Annotated in this window: 27 protein-coding genes; 11 read left to right on the top strand and 16 right to left on the bottom strand. The window is 66.6% G+C overall.

Annotation, left to right across the window (positions count from 1 at the left end; translation table 11 throughout):
- Positions 1 to 189 precede the first annotated feature (189 nt).
- The 5 genes from MKCMC460_RS24525 to MKCMC460_RS24505 all read left to right on the top strand — a co-directional run bounded on the left by MKCMC460_RS24525 (position 190) and on the right by MKCMC460_RS24505 (position 2571).
- The gene (locus MKCMC460_RS24525; protein ID WP_238304966.1) at positions 190 to 642 is read left to right on the top strand and encodes a hypothetical protein; all 453 of its coding nucleotides are present in this window, start codon (positions 190 to 192) and stop codon (positions 640 to 642) included.
- Entirely contained in the window at positions 639 to 989 is a 351-nt protein-coding gene (locus MKCMC460_RS24520) for a hypothetical protein (RefSeq protein ID WP_236977645.1), read from the top strand. The genes MKCMC460_RS24525 and MKCMC460_RS24520 overlap by 4 nt, the downstream gene beginning before the upstream one ends.
- The gene (locus tag MKCMC460_RS24515; RefSeq protein ID WP_236977644.1) at positions 928 to 1566 is read left to right on the top strand and encodes a tyrosine-type recombinase/integrase; all 639 of its coding nucleotides are present in this window, start codon (positions 928 to 930) and stop codon (positions 1564 to 1566) included. The genes MKCMC460_RS24520 and MKCMC460_RS24515 overlap by 62 nt, the downstream gene beginning before the upstream one ends.
- 79 nt (positions 1567 to 1645) lie before the next feature.
- A complete protein-coding gene (locus MKCMC460_RS24510; RefSeq protein WP_236977643.1) occupies positions 1646 to 1873 on the top strand; it encodes a hypothetical protein in 228 nt (75 codons plus the stop codon).
- A gap of 335 nt (positions 1874 to 2208) precedes the next feature.
- On the top strand, positions 2209 to 2571 hold the full coding sequence (locus MKCMC460_RS24505; RefSeq protein ID WP_236984647.1) for a hypothetical protein: 363 nt from the start codon (positions 2209 to 2211) through the stop codon (positions 2569 to 2571).
- Positions 2572 to 2738: 167 nt separating this feature from the next.
- Here MKCMC460_RS24505 and MKCMC460_RS24500 read toward each other — a convergent pair whose 3' ends face one another.
- From MKCMC460_RS24500 to MKCMC460_RS24435, 14 genes are all read right to left on the bottom strand, one after another.
- Positions 2739 to 3179: a hypothetical protein gene (locus tag MKCMC460_RS24500; RefSeq protein WP_238304964.1), complete on the bottom strand. Its 441-nt coding sequence runs from the start codon at positions 3177 to 3179 to the stop codon at positions 2739 to 2741.
- 22 nt (positions 3180 to 3201) lie between these two features.
- Complete coding sequence (locus MKCMC460_RS24495; protein WP_236977642.1) at positions 3202 to 3786, bottom strand: HK97 family phage prohead protease; 585 nt, start codon at positions 3784 to 3786, stop codon at positions 3202 to 3204.
- Positions 3783 to 4355: a hypothetical protein gene (locus tag MKCMC460_RS24490; protein WP_238304962.1), complete on the bottom strand. Its 573-nt coding sequence runs from the start codon at positions 4353 to 4355 to the stop codon at positions 3783 to 3785. Before MKCMC460_RS24490 ends, MKCMC460_RS24495 begins: the two co-directional genes overlap by 4 nt.
- A gap of 220 nt (positions 4356 to 4575) precedes the next feature.
- Positions 4576 to 4758 carry a hypothetical protein gene (locus MKCMC460_RS24485; protein ID WP_236977638.1) on the bottom strand — a complete coding sequence of 61 codons (183 nt, stop codon included), beginning with the start codon at positions 4756 to 4758 and terminating at the stop codon, positions 4576 to 4578.
- On the bottom strand, positions 4755 to 5030 hold the full coding sequence (locus tag MKCMC460_RS24480) for a hypothetical protein (RefSeq protein WP_236977637.1): 276 nt from the start codon (positions 5028 to 5030) through the stop codon (positions 4755 to 4757). Before MKCMC460_RS24480 ends, MKCMC460_RS24485 begins: the two co-directional genes overlap by 4 nt.
- A complete protein-coding gene (locus MKCMC460_RS24475; protein WP_236977636.1) occupies positions 5027 to 5461 on the bottom strand; it encodes a hypothetical protein in 435 nt (144 codons plus the stop codon). Before MKCMC460_RS24475 ends, MKCMC460_RS24480 begins: the two co-directional genes overlap by 4 nt.
- 194 nt (positions 5462 to 5655) lie before the next feature.
- Positions 5656 to 6975: a hypothetical protein gene (locus MKCMC460_RS24470; protein WP_238304960.1), complete on the bottom strand. Its 1320-nt coding sequence runs from the start codon at positions 6973 to 6975 to the stop codon at positions 5656 to 5658.
- Positions 6975 to 7358, bottom strand: coding sequence for a hypothetical protein (locus tag MKCMC460_RS24465; RefSeq protein ID WP_236977633.1), 384 nt, complete (start codon positions 7356 to 7358; stop codon positions 6975 to 6977). Before MKCMC460_RS24465 ends, MKCMC460_RS24470 begins: the two co-directional genes overlap by 1 nt.
- On the bottom strand, positions 7355 to 7588 hold the full coding sequence (locus MKCMC460_RS24460; protein WP_236977631.1) for a hypothetical protein: 234 nt from the start codon (positions 7586 to 7588) through the stop codon (positions 7355 to 7357). The genes MKCMC460_RS24465 and MKCMC460_RS24460 overlap by 4 nt, the downstream gene beginning before the upstream one ends.
- 100 nt (positions 7589 to 7688) lie before the next feature.
- Positions 7689 to 8147: a hypothetical protein gene (locus MKCMC460_RS24455; RefSeq protein ID WP_236977629.1), complete on the bottom strand. Its 459-nt coding sequence runs from the start codon at positions 8145 to 8147 to the stop codon at positions 7689 to 7691.
- Complete coding sequence (locus MKCMC460_RS24450) at positions 8144 to 9514, bottom strand: recombinase family protein (RefSeq protein WP_238304958.1); 1371 nt, start codon at positions 9512 to 9514, stop codon at positions 8144 to 8146. The genes MKCMC460_RS24455 and MKCMC460_RS24450 overlap by 4 nt, the downstream gene beginning before the upstream one ends.
- A gap of 328 nt (positions 9515 to 9842) precedes the next feature.
- Positions 9843 to 10199 carry an HNH endonuclease gene (locus MKCMC460_RS24445; protein WP_236984380.1) on the bottom strand — a complete coding sequence of 119 codons (357 nt, stop codon included), beginning with the start codon at positions 10197 to 10199 and terminating at the stop codon, positions 9843 to 9845.
- Between the two features lie 69 nt (positions 10200 to 10268).
- Positions 10269 to 10664, bottom strand: a complete 396-nt coding sequence (locus MKCMC460_RS24440) for a DUF732 domain-containing protein (protein WP_236977623.1) — start codon at positions 10662 to 10664, stop codon at positions 10269 to 10271.
- Positions 10665 to 10772: 108 nt separating this feature from the next.
- Positions 10773 to 11339 carry a TIGR03086 family metal-binding protein gene (locus tag MKCMC460_RS24435; RefSeq protein WP_236977621.1) on the bottom strand — a complete coding sequence of 189 codons (567 nt, stop codon included), beginning with the start codon at positions 11337 to 11339 and terminating at the stop codon, positions 10773 to 10775.
- Positions 11340 to 11471: 132 nt separating this feature from the next.
- Here MKCMC460_RS24435 and MKCMC460_RS24430 point away from each other — a divergent pair, with 132 nt between their 5' ends.
- The 4 genes from MKCMC460_RS24430 to MKCMC460_RS24415 all read left to right on the top strand — a co-directional run bounded on the left by MKCMC460_RS24430 (position 11472) and on the right by MKCMC460_RS24415 (position 13927).
- Positions 11472 to 11762 carry a hypothetical protein gene (locus tag MKCMC460_RS24430; RefSeq protein ID WP_236977620.1) on the top strand — a complete coding sequence of 97 codons (291 nt, stop codon included), beginning with the start codon at positions 11472 to 11474 and terminating at the stop codon, positions 11760 to 11762.
- Positions 11763 to 11795: 33 nt separating this feature from the next.
- Entirely contained in the window at positions 11796 to 12149 is a 354-nt protein-coding gene (locus MKCMC460_RS24425) for a VOC family protein (RefSeq protein ID WP_236977619.1), read from the top strand.
- Between the two features lie 418 nt (positions 12150 to 12567).
- Positions 12568 to 13113: a peptidoglycan endopeptidase gene (locus MKCMC460_RS24420; protein ID WP_370652997.1), complete on the top strand. Its 546-nt coding sequence runs from the start codon at positions 12568 to 12570 to the stop codon at positions 13111 to 13113.
- A gap of 283 nt (positions 13114 to 13396) precedes the next feature.
- Positions 13397 to 13927 carry an OsmC family protein gene (locus tag MKCMC460_RS24415; RefSeq protein WP_236977618.1) on the top strand — a complete coding sequence of 177 codons (531 nt, stop codon included), beginning with the start codon at positions 13397 to 13399 and terminating at the stop codon, positions 13925 to 13927.
- Here MKCMC460_RS24415 and MKCMC460_RS24410 read toward each other — a convergent pair.
- Positions 13917 to 14606: a guanylate cyclase gene (locus MKCMC460_RS24410; RefSeq protein WP_236977617.1), complete on the bottom strand. Its 690-nt coding sequence runs from the start codon at positions 14604 to 14606 to the stop codon at positions 13917 to 13919. The two genes, MKCMC460_RS24415 and MKCMC460_RS24410, sit on opposite strands and share 11 nt — an antisense overlap.
- Positions 14607 to 14646: 40 nt before the next feature.
- Between MKCMC460_RS24410 and MKCMC460_RS24405 the strand changes: the two genes are divergently transcribed.
- Complete coding sequence (locus tag MKCMC460_RS24405) at positions 14647 to 14850, top strand: hypothetical protein (RefSeq protein ID WP_236977616.1); 204 nt, start codon at positions 14647 to 14649, stop codon at positions 14848 to 14850.
- Here MKCMC460_RS24405 and MKCMC460_RS24400 read toward each other — a convergent pair.
- Complete coding sequence (locus tag MKCMC460_RS24400) at positions 14808 to 15635, bottom strand: adenylate/guanylate cyclase domain-containing protein (RefSeq protein WP_236977615.1); 828 nt, start codon at positions 15633 to 15635, stop codon at positions 14808 to 14810. The genes MKCMC460_RS24405 and MKCMC460_RS24400 overlap by 43 nt on opposite strands.
- Positions 15636 to 15750: 115 nt before the next feature.
- Between MKCMC460_RS24400 and gnd the strand changes: the two genes are divergently transcribed.
- Positions 15751 to 16773 carry a phosphogluconate dehydrogenase (NAD(+)-dependent, decarboxylating) gene (gene gnd / locus MKCMC460_RS24395; protein WP_236977613.1) on the top strand — a complete coding sequence of 341 codons (1023 nt, stop codon included), beginning with the start codon at positions 15751 to 15753 and terminating at the stop codon, positions 16771 to 16773.
- Positions 16774 to 16846 lie beyond the last annotated feature (73 nt).

The raw sequence follows: 16846 nt of genomic DNA, 5'->3' as shown, positions 1-16846 counted from the left end.
CACGCGAAATCTCGCGCATACGACGACTTCTCACGCATCCACCCGGTTTGCTTGCCGCACAATGCATTTCCGTTTATCTTCGCCACTTATGACCCCATCCGATTCCACTTCGCTGCCGGCGGCGCACACCGGGCTACAACCATCCATCGGCAGCGGCGTCAATGCTGCCGTGCGCGCCGAGGCCGCCCGATGACCGGCGACGGCGACGCGTCCTGCTGGCGCGACCTGACCGACCAGCTCACCGGCTGGCAGATCAACGAACTTGACCGCATGGACGCAGAAGCCGACCAGTCGGCGATGCCCGCCGGCGACCAGGCGCACGCGCTACTCGAGGCCGCCCGCGGCTGGGCCCGCGCCAACCTCGCCGACCACGTGCTGTTCAGCGACGTCACGCCACCGGCCGACGCCACCCGCATCTGGCTACCCGAGGAAAGCGACACCGGCTGGATCCGGGCATTCGACGGCACCCGACGCAGCGTCAGCGCCGACACCGACGTGATCATCCTCGGCTGCCAGAACCAAGACGGCACCACGGTGCGCACGATCGGCATCGTCGCCCGCGGCGACTACGACGCGGCGACAGCCCGGCAGATCGCCGCGGCCATCCTCGACGCCGCCGACGAACTGGACCGGGCAGCATGACCGCGACCCTCGACGACACTACGACCGCAGCCGCAACCCCGGCGCCCAGCGTGATCGGATTGGCTGACTGGGAGGTGTGGCAGTACGCGCAGCGGCTTTCCCCGCTGACCGTCGCCGAACGCCTCCGCCTGATACGACGCTTCCGCGACGAGACCGGCATCCAGCCGCTGCGGGCCGAGCCGCTCGATATCTCCCGCTGGCTGGCCTCACACACTGAATGGTCGGACTCCACCGCCGCCACCTACACCTCGTATCTGGCCGCCTGGTTCAAGTGGCTTGCAGATCATGGACCGCCGCCTCGACAACCCGATGATCAAGGTGGGGTCGGCGAAGGTGCCGGATCGTGAGCCGCGCCCCGTCGCCGACGCCGACGTCCCCAAACTGCTCGCAACGCGCATGTGGTCCACCACCCGCGCGATGATTCTGCTCGCACTGCTGGCGGGCCTGCGGGTCAGCGAAATCGCCCAGATGCGCGGCGAAGACATCGACCTGACGGCCCGGCTGCTGTGGGTCAAAGGCAAAGGCCGCAAGCTGCGCTCAATCCCGCTGCACCCGGCCCTGATCGAGCTGGCCGCGCAGATGCCAGCGACCGGATGGTGGTTCCCGATGCGCGGACACCCAGCCGAGCACATCCACCGCAAATCGGTGTCCGACATCATCGGCCGCACCATGCGCCGCGCCGGCGTCCGCGGCACCCCGCACGCGCTGCGCCACTGGTACGCGACATCGCTGCTCGACGACGGCAACGACCTATGCACCGTCCAAGAACTGATGCGGCACAAGAGCATTCAATCGACCCAGATCTACACGCGGGTATCCGACACCCGGCGGCGCGAGGCCATCGCGGGCCTGAGCCTCTACCGACACCCGGCCAGCCGCCACGGCGTGCCCCAAGGAACGGACGTGACCAGTGCTACCCTCTGAACAGGTCCGCAGCTTGGACCGTTCAGGGCATGGCATGGCGCGGGATCGAATCCCTGTAATCGACCCGAAAGGTTCCACCATGTCCGCATACGACCCCGAAAAGATGGAAGAGCAGCGCAAGCTGGCGCACGAATCCACGCGCGCCGAATTTGCGCGACGAGAAGCGTTGCAGCGCAGTAAGTTTGAAGACGCGCTTGCCGCGATACGTGAACCGTCGACTCGATCGCCCGAAAAGGTCGCGGAGATCCGTGCGCGGCTCGAACAGATCGGCCAACCGCCGTTCGAGGTTGTTGACCTCGACTCGTAGCTACCTGCTTGAAGGGGTCCATCCCAACGGGGAGGTCGGGCAAGCGTTCACGTTGCGATCCCCACCCTCGCGCGGCGCTTGCCCCGCCCCATCCCCCCCTTTTTCAGCCCGACACCGGTTGACCGCAGCGGTCAGGCGGCTCGCAATCCGTACAGGTCTGCGACCATAGGCTTTCTGACTTACGGTTGCGGCGCACCGGCCGCCCGCGACGTCGCCGGCGCGCCTTGGCGGATGACCAGAGGGATGTCGGGCTGATCGACCTCCCTGCCCCGCTCGATGTCCTGTCCTTCCCTGAACGCCCGCGCTTTGTCGGCAGCATGCGCAACCATAGGCGAATGCACGTGTTCACCACCCCCACCGGCGAACTCGCCGCCCTCGTCGGACCTATCTGCGAAACCCCCGGCTGCGCCTGCGCCGGCTGGGCCGCCCTCGACTCAGCCCAACCCGTCGACACCGCCATCGTCACCGAACGCGCCGACCTCACCTGCGAGCACCTCGAAACGGCGGTCACCGACTTCCTGCAACGCACCGGCTGGGCCAAGGTAGACCCACACCTGGCCGCCGAGCTGGCCCGCGACACGGCCGCCGAGATCGTCGAGTTCGCCGCCGAGTATCCGGCCGGCACGAGACTGCGGGTCAGCTTCGACCACGCAACCGACGAATGGGCATTTACCCGCGTCGAAGCCACACTGAATTAAGCCCTATCCGGGTCCGGCTAAACACGTTGCCCCACATTGGTTTTCGGTGCGCGAAAGTTGTTGTTTTCCAACGGTTTTCGACACAGCAATTTTTTGTCGTGTATAGAGCGGCCTGACCGCTTCGGTCAAGAGGGGTGAGGAAAGAAAAACGGGGGGGGTGCCATGAATCATGCTGTGCCGCAACCCTTTTCGTGTGTCGAATCGTCTTGCGGTGCAACGGGTTTGATGTTGAAGAACTCGATGACAGCCGCGGGGTGGGCGGGTCGTGTCGCTCGTCGCCGTTGGGCTGCGTGGGTTTTGGTGGCGCGGTTGCAGGCGGCGTGTTCGGGGCCGCGGTAGAGGTCGCGGTTGTCGTCGTCGTGGCCGAGGTCCCAGGGTTCACTGAGCTGTATTGGCAGGCGGCATCGCCAGCAGATGACGGTCCCGGTTGCCACTTTCGGTGCCCATTTGGCGCGTTCCTGCTGGTGTTGCCAGCCGTAGCCGCGGTCGGTGGTGTTGCCGCGGTAGCTGCTGGTGGCGGGGGTGCGGCGTGGCGGGGGGATCGAGGAGCCGGTCGGCCAGTTGGGGAGGGGGCGGCTGTCGCGGCGGCGGTGGTTACGTCGGGGCATTGGCGTGTTGGGTGGTTGGTGGTCAGCGCGGCTCGGTGCGGTGTCGCGCCCAGGCGATCGCATCGGTGCGTAGGGCAGCCCAGGCGAACACGGGGTCGCCGGCGAGTTGGTCGAGGTGCGGGGTTGCCCGCACTGCCAGCACCTGAGCGGCGTCGTAGGCGGGGGCCATGACCAGGGCCAGGTGGTCTAGCCAGCCGTGCAGGACTTGGCGGGTGCGGGTGGCGTGGTCGAGGCGTTCACCGCCGGGGTGCACACCGAATCCGACGGAGGCTGAGAGCATCCGTTCGGCGGCCAAACCGAGTGTGTCGTCGCCGCGTTGGGTGCGGGCGACGCGGATTTGCGCGATGAGGCCGCGGGGGTCGTTGGTGTCGAAGTGCACGACTTTGCCGACCAGATCGCTGCGGTTGTGCTCGCGGCAGACGCGGATCTTTTCGGGGTTGGTGGCGGCGTCGTCGAATGCGCCGGGGTAGATGGTTTCTCGCCACGGTTGGCCGCGGAACAGGACGGTCGCGTATTGGCCGTATGGCGCCGCGATGACGGTGATGTGGCGTTGCTGGGGGTCGACGTCGAGGACTTCGGCGGCGGCGGCGAGGGTGGGGCTGGTCATCGTTGGTCTGCTTCCATGAGGTCAGAGAGGGCTGAGGAGTGGGGGCGGGCTGGGACCCCGCCGCGGCGCGGCGGTTGTTGTGCTGCGACGGCGGCGATTTCGGCTTTGCGGCGTTGGGCTTGTTCGTGTTCGGCGCGGATGGCGGCTGCTCGGGCGTCGAGCAGTTCGCGGCATACGTGGGCCGGGATGGCGCGCAGGCCCGTTGCCGGGTCGACGGTGAGGGTGTGTTCGGGGATGCGGGCGGCGACGGTGTGGGCGGGCTGGTCGAGTTCGGCGGCGACGAGGGCCAGCGGGACCAGCGGCTCGGCGGTGTGGGGAGTGGTCATGAAGCGAGGTGCCTTTCTTCTGGGGGGTTGAGCGTTGCGGCGGATGGTGCCGACGCTGGTCATGCAGCCGCCGTGGTTGCGGGGCGTGTGGTGGTGGGGGCAGCCGGGAAAGATCGTGCGGTGGACGGCGGCGGAGTTGGCGCAGCGGGTGCACAGCACAGCGTTGTCGGCGGTGAACAGCAGGGCCAGCGCGCGGCGCCCGAACCGGTGCGCGCAGGTGGTGCATAGCAGTTGGCTGGTCATGGCTGCCCGATTCGGGGGGCTGTGGCGGGCGCTGTACGGCCATCGCGGGCCTGCGGGTGTGGTGGTGGCGGCGGGCCGGCCCGGTGGCGTTGTGGAGCCACACAGCCGCGGGCGGTTGAGCATCTGCGGCACATGCGGGCGCCTGGGGCGGCGAAGTCGTCGAAGCAACACCAGGCACCAGGCCCGGCCGCGGTCTGTCCGGCGCGCGCGGATGCCCACGTCAAGCCACGGTTTTCTGCTGTTGCGCCGTCGCCGGGCGGGCCTGGGCCTGGTCTTGCAGCAGCAGGATGAGGGTGCGCATCTGGATCTTCAGATCGCCCAGATGCAGTGCCAGCAAGGCGAGTTGGGCGACGATCAGCACGGTGCCCGCGGTCAGCCACGCGAGGATCAGCCAGGCGATCATCGGTAGACGACCTGAAGTTCAGCGTTGTGGTCCTTGCGGGCCCAGTACCGCAGGCAGTCGGTCATCGTGTCGGAGCCGGTGTGTGCCATCGCTTCCCGGGCGCGGCGTTTACCGCGCCTGACCCACTCGCGGGGCAGGCGCACGCGGCCGTCGATGAGCGGCAGGGCGGTGAACGCGGCCTGTTCGACTCCGAACAGCAGCTCGACGGCGGCGGCGTCAAGCACGGGCTCGCCGTCGATTTCGCGGACGCGGATGGTGATGGTGGCGGTCATGCGGGTTTTCCTTTCGGGCAGGGGTGGATGCCGTCGGCGGTGGCCGCGGGTGGGCGGTGCCAGCGGCAGGTGCCGCCGGGGGTGGCGACTGGGATGCGGCAGCGGGTGCCGCGGCGGGTGCGGCGGCCGCAGTACAGCGGCAGCAGCTCGACGCGGGCCTTGATGCGCGGCGGCAGCGGTCCGACCCGCTCATGCGGGGGGACGTCGAGCCAATCGGGGGCCGACGCCGCAGCCAAGTCCGCGATCAAGTCGCGGTGGACGGCGTGGGCTTCGATCGCCGCCCACAACGCCGGCATCAGCTCGTCCAGCACGAAGCCGATCGACATGTCGCAGATGCGGACCGGGTCACCGGGTGCGGCCCTGGGCGCGGAGACGGCGATCGCGACTCCGACGTCGCTGTGAAAAACGCGGATCGGTGAGGCAGCGGTCATGGTTCCTCGATTCAGGTTGGTTGTGGGTTGCGGCAGCACAAGTGCTTCGGTGTTTGCTGTGCAGCTACAACTGGGGGTGCTGCCCGGTGCTGCCCGGTGCTGCCCGGCAGCGGTGCGAAGTGCTGCCCAAAGTGCTGCCCGCTGCTGCTGCCCGCTAGGGCGGGGCAGCAGCGGCAGCACTTGGCATCGGAGGGTCACGCTTCACCGTCCTGGGCAGCACTTCCGGCAGCAGTGAAGGCGTTTGCTCCGTCGGGGATTAACCGCCCCTGTTCGAGCATCGCGTCGACCGTGGCCGAGGCGTCGGCCTCACGGAAGCTGTGTCCCGCTTCGCGCATGAGGGCATAGAGGGCTCGCTTGGACTTCACCCGGTGATCGGGCAGCGTCCGGGTGACTTCCCATATCGTGTCGGCGAGTTTTGACTTGGACAGATCGGTCGCCGCCGCGGTGTCCTCGGGTGTCGGCGCGTAGAACATCAGCTCGAGTGGCTTGAATGGGTCCGAGGCGTCGACGACCAGCGTTCCGAGGTAGGTCTTGCCGACGGTGCTGCGGTCGGGCGAACCGTGCTTGCGGAGGTGGCCAGGACGGTCCTTGGTCACGTAGACGTTGGATCGGCCCCGCCGGTCGCGGCCGAACGGCTCTCGATTCTCCAGGGCGATCCTGGCGCCGTCGATCGCGTTGCCCTTATGGACCGAACCGTAGGCGTTCTTCCGGGTCCCGTCGGCGCCGCCAGGCAGATGGTCGCAGGCGATCGTCGCGGCGCCGGCACGCAGAAATGGGGCGATGAGGCGGCGCCGGAACAGAGCGGCACCCTCGGCCGCGAGAATGTCGTGTCCGTTGAGAGTCATCGCCTCGTTGACGCCGTCGTGGATCACCAGAGTGGGCACGGGGTCGAGCAGGTTGGAGATGTTGTCGCGGTTGGCGGCCTCGTTAGGTGCGACGAACCGGAACAGCGGCGGAAGCATCAGCTTGTCTGGCACGCCGAGGTCGCGTAGCCGTTCGATGGTGCTCTCTGGTCCGGGTTCCTCGTAATGCACGTAGACGACAGGGTTTCCGCGCTGCAGCTCGGCGGCGGCGCAGGCCAGCACGAACCATGACTTGCCGCTCTCGGTCTCACCGATGACGACGTGTTCGCGGCCGGAATAGATCAGCCGCACACCGTCGCTGCGGGCCGCGCCGAGGCTTGGTGGCTCGGGAGGTTTCATTTCGCCGCGCAGGTAGGGTCCGAGGTCGATCGGATGCCACGATTGGCCGAGTTTCTCAGTCGATGCGGTCGCCTGGTCGGCAGCGTGTCCGTTCGGTTTCCTGGTGCGGGGCAGGGTGTCGTATTCGCCGCGTAGATGCGGATCGGTGGGCTCGGTGCCGTCCCAGTCGGCCCAACCGGCGGCCTCGTGCTGGCGTCCGTCGAGCCCGGGCGGCTCGGCCAGGTCGACGACGTGCCCGTTGGATAGCGGCTGGCCGTCTTCGTCGGGCCAGATCGGCTCGGGATAGTCGCGGCCGTACGGAATGTCGGGCATCAGGCGACCCTGACGGGTGTGCGGGCGAGCGCCGCGGCGATGTCGGTGGGGACCAGCGGCGGCAGGCCCAGCGCGGCCAGGTAGGCGACGGTGTACCGCCAGGCGTCGAGCTGGTGACGGGTCGGTGCGTGGCCGGTGGGTGCGGCTGCCTGCCCGTCGCCGACGGCGCACAGGATCGGGTCGCGGTGCCCGCATGGCAGCGGGACGCAGCGGGCGGCGGCAAGGCGCCGCCGGTGGAGCTGGCCGGCCAGATGTTGCGCGGAGTGTCGGCCCGCGCTGCTACCGTGGGCGGTGCTGGTCGTGGTGTCGGAACCCTCAGCATCGGACGGGCCCTGGGTGTGGGGCCCGTCTTCTTTTTCCGGCGGACCCCCGTAGGTGTTCATGCAACGTCACCGCCCTGGAAGCTGGAACGCAGGATCGCGGCGATCCGATCGCGCACTTCGGGTGGCGGCGTCGGCCAGTCTGCGACGACCTTGGCGGCACGCTCAATGAGCAGCTCGTATTCGAGGGCAGCGCTGGCTTCGCGGACCTTGGGGTGATCGGGAGGGTAGGACTGGATCCGCCGCGCTTTGCTGGCGCGTAGCTTCGCAACGGCGGCCGAGGGTGCAGCCATGACGGTTGCCTCCGGGTATGCGAAATGACGCACTCCGCTGGGAGGCTTGACTTGGCAGGCCCCGCGCCTGCCCCTGTTTAAGGGGCCACCTCGACGCTGCCTACTTGCGTCGAAGTCTAGCGGCTAAACCACGCAAGCTGATCTCGGTGACATTTTTCGAGGCCAGAGCGTCGAGGATCGGCGCGATATTGGCATACCGTGCGGGAACAGTCACGCCGCAGCGGTAACACTTGAGATTGAACCGGCCCGCGGTGAGGCCTTGCTCTTCGATCCCGCCAGGTTTCCGGAAAGACGGGAAGGGGCTTGTTGGGCCGTGATAGATGTCGGGATGGACGTGAAGCGGCTTTTCGCCGGCTTCGATACGGAGCTGGTCTGTCCCCATCGTGGCGGAATGGCTCAAGGCGCCGAGCCAGTACCGTTCTCCCCGGAATTCGACCCGCTTGAAGACCTCGACGTATTCACGGTGCTGGTCGTGCGACGAGTCGTCGCAATACATCCCGACGCGCGGCCCCGATTCCAGTGACCGCATGAACACGCGAAGGTCAGTGGTGTCATTCATTCTCGAACCCACTGTCGCGGCGTGACCTCGACGGTGTTCTCGTCGAACGCTCGGGAGTAGCGAGTTCCCTTGTGCAGCCGCACTACACAGAGCGCGTCGATCACGGCACGCTGGGTCATGAGACCGGCGTCGAGAAAAGCGGCGGCCGGATCGGGGGTGGCCAGGATTTCGCCCAACGCGGCGCTTGTCGTCTGAGCCGCCATCGCACGTTCCAGCACGGACAACTCGGCTCGCACATGCGCGTTCGCCGAGGCGTATCGGTGGCCGTCGATCCGACCCGCATCGTAATCTGCCTCGATCCTGGCGAGCCGGTCGTGCAGCCGAGTCGATTCGGCGAGCAGCGGGGCGAGTTGCGCCTCGGCCGGCGCCAGCAGTTCGGTCATATCCTCGCGTCGCAGCCGAGCGGTGATCACCGCCCGGACCCACGCGTCGACTGGGCCGCGGGCACGGTTCACGTGTCGTTCCTTGCACCGGTAGCGGCCCTGGGACCAGCCGCTGACGGGTTCCTCGCACACTCCACATAGGAACAAGCCCGATCCCAGGTGGCGGCGGTCTGTGCCCTCCCGGTTGGTCACGCGGCGCGGGTCGTTCAGGCGTGCCTGCACGACATCGAACACGTCTCCGCTGACCAGCGGCTCCCAGTTGCCGGCCTCGCCTGTCGGGCGGCCCTGATAGATTGCGCGTCCCGCATAGCGTGGATTGCTCAGGATCGTGCGGACGCTCGACGGATTCCATGGACGTCCGTGGCGGGTAGTCACCGCTTCATCGTTGAGCGTGCGGCAGATCGAACGCAGCGACTCACCGGCATAAAACAGCTTGAAGACGCGGCGTACCGTCTCGGCCTCATCGGGCACGACGTCACCTTTGATTGTGTAGCCGGTCAATCGCACCCCCAGAGGTGGCCGGCCCAACCGGGCGCGTTGGGAAAGCGCGTCACGCTGGCGGCGAGATTTCCTGTCGACCTCGGCGCGAGCGACAGCCAGCTTCACCCGCGCGAACATGCGGCCCGCATCGGTGGTCAGGTCTGCCTCGCCGTTGGCAGTGACTAACGCCAGCCCCCTCTCCTCGGCGGCCTCGATCCAGTCCTCGAGCTGACGTGGCTGGCGCGTGAGCCGGTCGAGGTCATAGCAGACCAGGGCGTCGAACTCTCCCGCTTCATAGGCGCGTAGGAGCGCGTCGTAGCCGGGCCGGTTCTTGCGGGCGTCGCTGGCCGAAACGCTGCTATCGACGAACTCCCGCAACGGTTTCCAGCCTCGCTGGCTGATGATGCGCGCGCATTCGTCCCGCTGGCGAGCGATGGCCAGCCCCTCGCCGGTCTGGTCAAGCGATATCCGGAGATATGTAGCAGCACGAAGTCGACTCGCCATCGACATATTGTTGCACGGCGTTGTAATCTGGTCGAGTTCCGGTTCAACGTCTGAACGTCTGGCGGTCCAGCATCACGCTGGAATTCGGTACATGCCGACGCTTCCGCTTGCCGAAGTCCGCGCAAACTTGTCCAGACTGGTCGATGAGGGGGTTCGGACACACCAGCGAATCGAGGTGACACGACAACGGCACGGCGCGGCCGATTTCGGGTCGTTTACCAGATTTTCGCTGAGCGGGTAGTCGTCCGCGTCGTCCACATCGCGCACCGTCGGGACGTTCACCGACGACGCATCGCGCGGGCGAGGTCGACGTATGAGGCGATGGACTTCACTGGGCTTCACAACCGAGTAGAAACCTGACGATCTCGACATGGCGGACCAGAAACGACTTCTCGTCGAGTTTCTTGCGCCGCATCCAGGTGGTGACTTCCGAATCGCACTTGCTGGCATTGCATGAGCGGCAGCTGGGCACCACGTTGGCCAGGGTGTAGCGACCGCCGTTGGCGATGGGCAGCAGGCAATCCCGCTGCAGGGCAGCTCCGGCCTCGCCGCAATAGGCGCAGCCACGCCACGCGAATTTCAGAGCGGTCCACTGGACTTCGGTGAGATCGTGAACGCTGGCCGCTATCCGACGGCGGCGCCGGCGGGCATACCGCTGCGCGCGAGTGGGACGCCGGGCCGACACCACCGCAACATGCTAACCGCCACGTCCGTGGTTGCCGGGCATCTTCCGGGGGTGTGCCGCGGGAGCGAGCTACGCCGACTGAACGGTCGGCGAGGGAGACGCCGGTGGTGTGGGACTCGGGCCGGTCGGGGCCGGGACCTTGCTGGGCACCGACGGCGCGGTCAGGGAGCCGTACTGGGGGCAGTAGGCCTGGATCGCGGCCCCGGTGAAGTAGGCGGCATTGAGTGCCGGCCAGCTGGTGGCGTTGGTGACCTTGGTGACCAGGTCGGCGTTGCTGGTGTTGGGATTAGCGCTCAGCGAGCCACAGACGACGGTTTTCGCGACCTGAATCGCCCGATCGGGCGCGCCGTAGTCCATGCCGGAGGTCTTGAGGTTGGTGATGAACGCGTCGTCGGTGGAGTCCGCATGGGCCGGCACGGCCAGACCGACGGCAAGGAGGACCAGCGCAATCGCTCTCGCCACCATGACAGCTCCCCTTGATCGCACGCCGCGCCTCCCATGACCGAGGAGTCCGCGAGATTTCTCCCCATCCTAGCCAGTCCGGCCCGCTTGCCGCAGGTCAATGCGGCCGCCTCAGGGTTTGCGGCCGGCGAGGTAGAGCAGCCGGGCCTGCGGTGTCGCGGCCGAGGGCGGCGGGCCCGCCGACGCAGTGAAGAACGACAAGCGGGGTTCGCCCAGCACCCACTCGATGAAACCCAGCGCGAACTGCACCAGTCCGTCATCGAGTCGCTCGTCAAAGCCGATCGAGCGAGAGATGTCCCAGCTGTGGACGGCGGTGTCGAACGCGACCAGACCAATCGCGTCCCAAGCGGGCAGCGGAACCCGATATGCCACAACGGTATTGAGGTCGTGCAGCGAGCCGATCGCGTCATTCAGCGCACGGGTGCCCTGCTGCCACGCGGCGAGGTGATCGGCGCCGAGCCAGTCGTCCTCCCGCGTCGTCACGTACTCCTCGAGGCTGCCGCCGCGCAGGATCCCCGCGATGCGGTGATGCAGACCGACCACGTGGTTGACCAGCTGCCGTAGGTTCCACTCGGAGCACGGGGTGGCGTTGTCCCAATCGGCCGCGGCGATGGCGTGCAGTCGGGCCGTCAGTGCCGATCGCGCGAGCTCCAAGGCCTCGAGTGCGGAGTCCGTCATAGTGTCAGTCTGCTCCCGCGTGCTGGACCAGGCCGAAGTGTCGCCGAAACAGTCTGTTACGTAACCCTATTGGAGCTGAACTCTGTGTTGACAGATGGCGGTACCCTAGTGGGCGTCGGCAGGAGAAAGCACATGGTCAGACTGCTCGCGTGCGCCGCGCTGGCGGGCGCTGCGGTGACATTTGCGCCGTCCGCGCACGCAGATCGCACGGTCACAGCCAGCGAAGCGTGCGCCGAGGCGATACCCGGATCGATACCGGTGCAACTCACCTTCGAACTCTCGTGCCAGGACCCCGAGGTGTGGAAACGGCAAGGCACGGTGCCGGGGACCGAGCCGATGCCCGTCCTGATGGCGCGGGTGTTCCCCGGCTCGTTTCGGGTCAACCCCGCCAACCGCTGGTCGGATTGGGTGATCCCGCAGTGAGGCAACCGCAACGCGTTACCTGAGAGGAATCAATTGCGCGCCAAACGAATTACGGCCAATCTGCGGGTGCCCGACCTCGAGGCGGCGAAGGGCTTCTATGCCGGTTTCCTCGGGTTGAGCGACGAAGAGTTCAACTTGGGGTGGGTGGCGAGACTCACCTCTCCCGACAGCGGCGTCAGTGTCCAGTTGGTCACGCGGGACGCGACTTCGGCAGCAGATTCTGTGATTTCGGTTCATACCGACGACGTCGAAGGCGCGTATCGGGAAGCTCAGGAGCTGGGCTACGAAATTGTGCATCCACTGACCACCGAAGCGTGGGGAGTGCGCCGCTTCCTGGTCCGGGCGCCGGACGGCAATGTGGTCAACGTCGTCCGTCACGCCGACTGACCCCGGCACGGCTTCCGGCCGTTCGAGACAGCGGCGCGGCCATTTATGAGACGTAGATCTGATGTCGCGGTTGATGTGACCCACGGCACGCGCCGAGATCCCCGCCGGGTCGGCTGATCCGACCCGGCCGGCCACGCGCGACCTTGGACTTTCGGGTGGGCACTGCGGCGCCACACTTAATAATTAGATTGCTGCACGAAACTAGCTACGACTGAACTAGCAGTTGGACACGATCATATGGACCGTAGCGAAATTTGCTGACTAATTACCTTAGTCTCAGTGATCACATCTGTTTCAGTTATTAGATTGCGCCGTGACCTACCTGCTGTATACGAAATGACCAAACCATTGTTTAATACGCGTGACGAGCACCACAAATTTTGATTTCTGACGCTAATTGTCGGTAGCGTCCGGCCCCATGATTGCTCTTGCAACGCTATTGGCACTGGTTAATCAAGTTTCCGGGACGCCCTACGTTCCGGGCGGAGATTCTCCCGCAGGCACTGATTGCTCAGGACTGGCGTCCTGGGTAGCAAATGCGGCCAGCGAACGTCCGGTATTCGGTAGCAGGTTCAACACCGGGAACGAAGAGGCGGCGCTGCTCGCGCGTGGCTTTCGGCCGGGCACCGCTCCCAATGCTTTGGTGATCGGGTGGAACGGGGGGCACACTGCGGTGACACTGCCCGATGGAACTCCGGTGTCCAGCGGCGAAGGTGGTGGTGTTCGCATCGGCGGCGCCGGCGCTTACCAGCCCGGATTCACGCACCACATGTTCTTGCCGGTCGATGAGCTGCCGGAAGGCGAGCTCCCGGCGCCGGACGCCCCCGATGCTCCTGCGGTTCTGGTTGACGCGGTGGCGCCGGAGCCCGCCGCCCCCGCCCCGCCGGCCGCCGCGGCCCCCGAAGCCGCCCAGCCGCCGGGCGCCGAACCTGCTCCGGCCGGCGATCCGCAAATGGCGTCCTGACCCGACGGGGCAAAGTGACCAACGCGACAACTATGTTGTGCGACCTGAATCACTCCAATTTCGAATAAACGCAGCTACGCCCGCATGGCGCATTTGTGGCGTGCGTCACAATGCGCTACGGGTGTGGTTCAAATCTAACGAGCCATTTGAATTCATCGCCTCAATAGCAATACCCACTACGGTGCCGTCGTATTCTTGCCGGCCTTCTTCGCCATTGTTCGAATTACGTTCACCCTGAACCGGACGCTCGATCCAGGCCGCCGCCCTTTCGTACTATGGCCGCGTGACAACCTCCACCACCCGGCCGGGCGCCGTCATCGCGGCTACCCAGGACGCCGTCGCCCAGGACCGGGTCAATGCCCAAGTCGTCTTCCGGGCCGCCGCCACCGCGCACGACGCGGTGGCCAGCACCATCACCCTCGGCCAGTATCAGGTCGAGGTGGACGAACCGCCGGCACTGGGCGGCGAAGCCGAGGCGCCGAACCCGGTCGAGTACTACCTGGCCTCGCTGCTGTCGTGCCAGATCGTCACCTGGCGGTTCTGGGCGGAGAAGCTGGGTATCGCCGTCGACGAGATCACCGCGCAGGCCGAGGGCGATCTCGACGTCCAGGGCTTCTTAGGCTTGGACGACAGCGTGCGGGCGGGATTCCAGGAGGTCCGGGTGGTCGTCAAGGTGACGGGACCGGAGACCCCGCAGCGCTACCGCGAACTTCAGGAGGCGGTCGACGCGCATTGCCCGGTGCTCGATCTGACCCGTAACGCCACTCCGGTGACCACTCGAGTGGAACTTGCCGGGCAGGATGCTACGCGATGACCGCGATCTCCTTGCCCAGCTGATATCCGGGCGCCAACGGCAGACTGTCACCGCTCCAGAACTTGCCCGGGTCGAACCAGTTGGTGTCCTTGTCGGTGACCAGCAGGCCCATCTCCTCGTAGGTGATGGCGACCGTCTCCGCGCAGTAGGCCGTGGCGATACTCATCCTGCGCTCTTCCCTACGTCGCTGCGTCTTCTCGCTGATCTTCCTGTCCAACAACGGGATTCCGCGGAACCAGTCATTGAGCGTGGGCAGCCGGCCGCGTAGCCAGCGGCCGGTCAGCCGCGCGGTGGTGGGGAAGGCGGTGCCGTCCATACGTGCGATCACCCGCAACAGCTCGTTCTCTTGCTCCCGGGTGGCGTACGGGGTGAGCTGACGAATCCAGCAACGCTGATGGTAGTGCTCGGTCCACTGCAGGAAGACCTGGCGAGCGTCATTGAGCTGGACCCCGCGGTGGTTGCTGCCGGTCCACATGTCGACCAGCTTGTCGCCCAGTTCGGCGTGCCAGATCAGCGGCGGCAGATCGTCGATAGCCACCGTCATGCCGACGTGGTTGACCGGGGCGTTGGTCAACGTCTGGATGGCGCGGTCGGGTCGGGAGCCGCCCCGGAACAGCCACAAGTCGCCGGTGCGAGTCTCGGCCAGCGCCTGGTCCAAGGTCAGCGTGTTGGAGTCCACCAGAGCACTCTAAGAGACGGCGGCCGGATAGCCTTTGCTGATGCGCAACATCTGGAAGTGGGTCGGGCTGGCCGGTGTCGCGGGCGTGGTCGCCGGTGGCGCCCTGGTGGTGCGCGATCAACGCAGACGTCAGGCCTACACACCCGACGAGATCCGGGCCCGGCTGCACGAGCGGTTGGCCGAATCCGACAGCGAAGCCTCTCAGTCCCGCTCCGGCTCGACCTCGACCGCGAACAACCGGTAACTGCCGGAGAATCCTTTCAGCTCGACCTCGTGGCCCTCGTCGAAGGCGATGCCGTCGCAGCCGCTGACTGCGTCCCGAACCGGTTCGCTGACCAGGATCTCACCGCCGGCGGCCTGCCCGGCGACCCGGGCGGCCATCGCGACGTTGCGGCCGAACAAGTCGTCGCCACGGCGTACCGAGCGGCCCATGTGAATGCCGATCCGCACTCGAAGCGCGTTGTGCCGCTTGCGTTTTGCGTCTTTATCCAGTTCCTGCTGCAGGTCCAGGCCGCAACGCACCGCCTGCTCGGCGCGCGCGAAGGCGACCATGAACCCGTCGCCCTGACTTTTAACCACGTGCCCCGAGTGCTTCTTCACCAGCCGATGCACCAGCTTGTCGTGTGCGGCGATGAGCTTGACCCAGGCCCGGTCGCCGATCCGCTCGTTGAGAGAGGTGGATTCCTCGATGTCGGAGAACAGGATCACCACCCGCCCGTCCGGGGTGACCCGCGCCAAGTCGGGCCGCTCCACCTCGGCCCAGTCGGCCAGGTCCTCGATCGAGCTGCGCACGGCCGCGCCGAAACCCTCTTTGCGCACGATGTTTGCGGTGTTCCACACCGTTTTAACGGCCTCCCGGCCGCCCGACCACAGGCGGTTGCGGACGTCCGCCCGCTGCTGCAGTTCCTCGACCTCCTGGCGGCTGCGGGTGAGCAGTTGCCACAGCACCACCAGCCCGCCGGCCTCGAGTACCGCGACTCCGGCCAGGGCGTAGAGCGCGATGTGCAGCACGTCACCCACGCACACCATCCTGTCAGGTCACTTCCGGTTCATTGCGTTCGCCTTGTCGGGTCAATACGCAGTGTCTAGGGTTGGCTTCGACTGCCCGGACGGTGCGCACGTGACGCTGAGGAGACGAAAAACTATGCAACTAGGCATGATCGGTCTGGGCAGGATGGGCGCCAACATCGTGCGCCGCGTCGTCACCGCCGGGCATCAGTGCGTGGTGTACGACCACAGCGCCGACGCGGTCAAGGCGATGGCCGGAGACGACAACATCACCGGCGTGTCCTCGCTGGCCGAGTTGCGCGACAAGCTCGACGCCCCGCGGCTGGTGTGGGTGATGGTGCCGGCCGGCAACATCACCACCGGGGTGATCGAGGAGTTGGCCGGCACGCTCGAGCCCGGCGACATCGTGATCGACGGCGGCAACTCCTACTACCGTGACGACCTCAAGCATGCAAAGTTGTTGGCGGAGAAAGATATTCGTCTGCTCGATGTGGGCACCAGCGGCGGAGTGTGGGGCCGCGAGCGCGGATACTGTCTGATGATCGGCGGCGATCAGGACGCCTTCGAGCATGCCGAGCCGATCTTCGCCACCATCGCCCCCGGGGTGAACGCCGCGCCGCGGACACCGGGGCGCGAGGGTGCCATCGACCAGGCCGAGAACGGATACCTGTACTGCGGCCAGGCGGGTGCCGGGCACTTCGTCAAGATGGTGCACAACGGAATCGAGTACGGGATGATGGCCTCCCTGGCCGAGGGGCTGAACATCCTGCGCAACGCCGACATCGGCAAACGCATCGAAGAGGGCGACGCCGAGACGGCCCCGTTGTCCAATCCCGAGTGCTACCAATACGACTTCGACATCGCCGAGGTCGCCGAGGTGTGGCGGCGGGGCAGCGTGATCGGCTCGTGGCTGCTCGATCTGACCGCGATCGCCTTGCACGAGTCGCCGACGCTGAAGGAGTTCTCCGGCCGCGTCTCCGACTCGGGCGAGGGCCGCTGGACCTCGATCGCGGCGATCGACGAGGGGGTGCCCGCGCCGGTGCTCACCACCGCGCTGCAGTCCCGCTTCGCCTCCCGCGACCTCGACGACTTCGCAAACAAGGCGTTGTCGGCGATGCGCAAGCAGTTCGGCGGCCACGCGGAGAAACCGGCCAACTAGCCGTGCCTACCGCGCCGAGCGTGCGGCTGCGTCAGCCCCGCCTACCGCGCCGAGCGTAAATTTCACGACGTAT

It is taken from the genome of Mycobacterium sp. 20KCMC460, from assembly GCF_022179425.1.
Classification (GTDB): domain Bacteria; phylum Actinomycetota; class Actinomycetes; order Mycobacteriales; family Mycobacteriaceae; genus Mycobacterium; species Mycobacterium kiyosense.
The sequence above is the reverse complement of the archived record's forward strand: the minus strand, read 5'-3'. Positions and strand labels throughout refer to the sequence as shown.

What these genes read in the sequence shown, in the direction of transcription:
- MKCMC460_RS24525 (WP_238304966.1), top strand. Translation starts at nt 190, where the DNA reads ATGACCGGCGACGGCGACGCGTCCTGCTGGCGCGACCTGACCGACCAG.
- MKCMC460_RS24520 (WP_236977645.1), top strand. Translation starts at nt 639, where the DNA reads ATGACCGCGACCCTCGACGACACTACGACCGCAGCCGCAACCCCGGCG.
- MKCMC460_RS24515 (WP_236977644.1), top strand. Translation starts at nt 928, where the DNA reads ATGGACCGCCGCCTCGACAACCCGATGATCAAGGTGGGGTCGGCGAAG.
- MKCMC460_RS24510 (WP_236977643.1), top strand. Translation starts at nt 1,646, where the DNA reads ATGTCCGCATACGACCCCGAAAAGATGGAAGAGCAGCGCAAGCTGGCG.
- MKCMC460_RS24505 (WP_236984647.1), top strand. Translation starts at nt 2,209, where the DNA reads ATGCACGTGTTCACCACCCCCACCGGCGAACTCGCCGCCCTCGTCGGA.
- MKCMC460_RS24500 (WP_238304964.1), bottom strand. Translation starts at nt 3,179, where the DNA reads ATGCCCCGACGTAACCACCGCCGCCGCGACAGCCGCCCCCTCCCCAAC.
- MKCMC460_RS24495 (WP_236977642.1), bottom strand. Translation starts at nt 3,786, where the DNA reads ATGACCAGCCCCACCCTCGCCGCCGCCGCCGAAGTCCTCGACGTCGAC.
- MKCMC460_RS24490 (WP_238304962.1), bottom strand. Translation starts at nt 4,355, where the DNA reads ATGACCAGCCAACTGCTATGCACCACCTGCGCGCACCGGTTCGGGCGC.
- MKCMC460_RS24485 (WP_236977638.1), bottom strand. Translation starts at nt 4,758, where the DNA reads ATGATCGCCTGGCTGATCCTCGCGTGGCTGACCGCGGGCACCGTGCTG.
- MKCMC460_RS24480 (WP_236977637.1), bottom strand. Translation starts at nt 5,030, where the DNA reads ATGACCGCCACCATCACCATCCGCGTCCGCGAAATCGACGGCGAGCCC.
- MKCMC460_RS24475 (WP_236977636.1), bottom strand. Translation starts at nt 5,461, where the DNA reads ATGACCGCTGCCTCACCGATCCGCGTTTTTCACAGCGACGTCGGAGTC.
- MKCMC460_RS24470 (WP_238304960.1), bottom strand. Translation starts at nt 6,975, where the DNA reads ATGCCCGACATTCCGTACGGCCGCGACTATCCCGAGCCGATCTGGCCC.
- MKCMC460_RS24465 (WP_236977633.1), bottom strand. Translation starts at nt 7,358, where the DNA reads ATGAACACCTACGGGGGTCCGCCGGAAAAAGAAGACGGGCCCCACACC.
- MKCMC460_RS24460 (WP_236977631.1), bottom strand. Translation starts at nt 7,588, where the DNA reads ATGGCTGCACCCTCGGCCGCCGTTGCGAAGCTACGCGCCAGCAAAGCG.
- MKCMC460_RS24455 (WP_236977629.1), bottom strand. Translation starts at nt 8,147, where the DNA reads ATGAATGACACCACTGACCTTCGCGTGTTCATGCGGTCACTGGAATCG.
- MKCMC460_RS24450 (WP_238304958.1), bottom strand. Translation starts at nt 9,514, where the DNA reads ATGGCGAGTCGACTTCGTGCTGCTACATATCTCCGGATATCGCTTGAC.
- MKCMC460_RS24440 (WP_236977623.1), bottom strand. Translation starts at nt 10,664, where the DNA reads ATGGTGGCGAGAGCGATTGCGCTGGTCCTCCTTGCCGTCGGTCTGGCC.
- MKCMC460_RS24435 (WP_236977621.1), bottom strand. Translation starts at nt 11,339, where the DNA reads ATGACGGACTCCGCACTCGAGGCCTTGGAGCTCGCGCGATCGGCACTG.
- MKCMC460_RS24430 (WP_236977620.1), top strand. Translation starts at nt 11,472, where the DNA reads ATGGTCAGACTGCTCGCGTGCGCCGCGCTGGCGGGCGCTGCGGTGACA.
- MKCMC460_RS24420 (WP_370652997.1), top strand. Translation starts at nt 12,568, where the DNA reads ATGATTGCTCTTGCAACGCTATTGGCACTGGTTAATCAAGTTTCCGGG.
- MKCMC460_RS24405 (WP_236977616.1), top strand. Translation starts at nt 14,647, where the DNA reads ATGCGCAACATCTGGAAGTGGGTCGGGCTGGCCGGTGTCGCGGGCGTG.
- MKCMC460_RS24400 (WP_236977615.1), bottom strand. Translation starts at nt 15,635, where the DNA reads ATGGTGTGCGTGGGTGACGTGCTGCACATCGCGCTCTACGCCCTGGCC.
- gnd (WP_236977613.1), top strand. Translation starts at nt 15,751, where the DNA reads ATGCAACTAGGCATGATCGGTCTGGGCAGGATGGGCGCCAACATCGTG.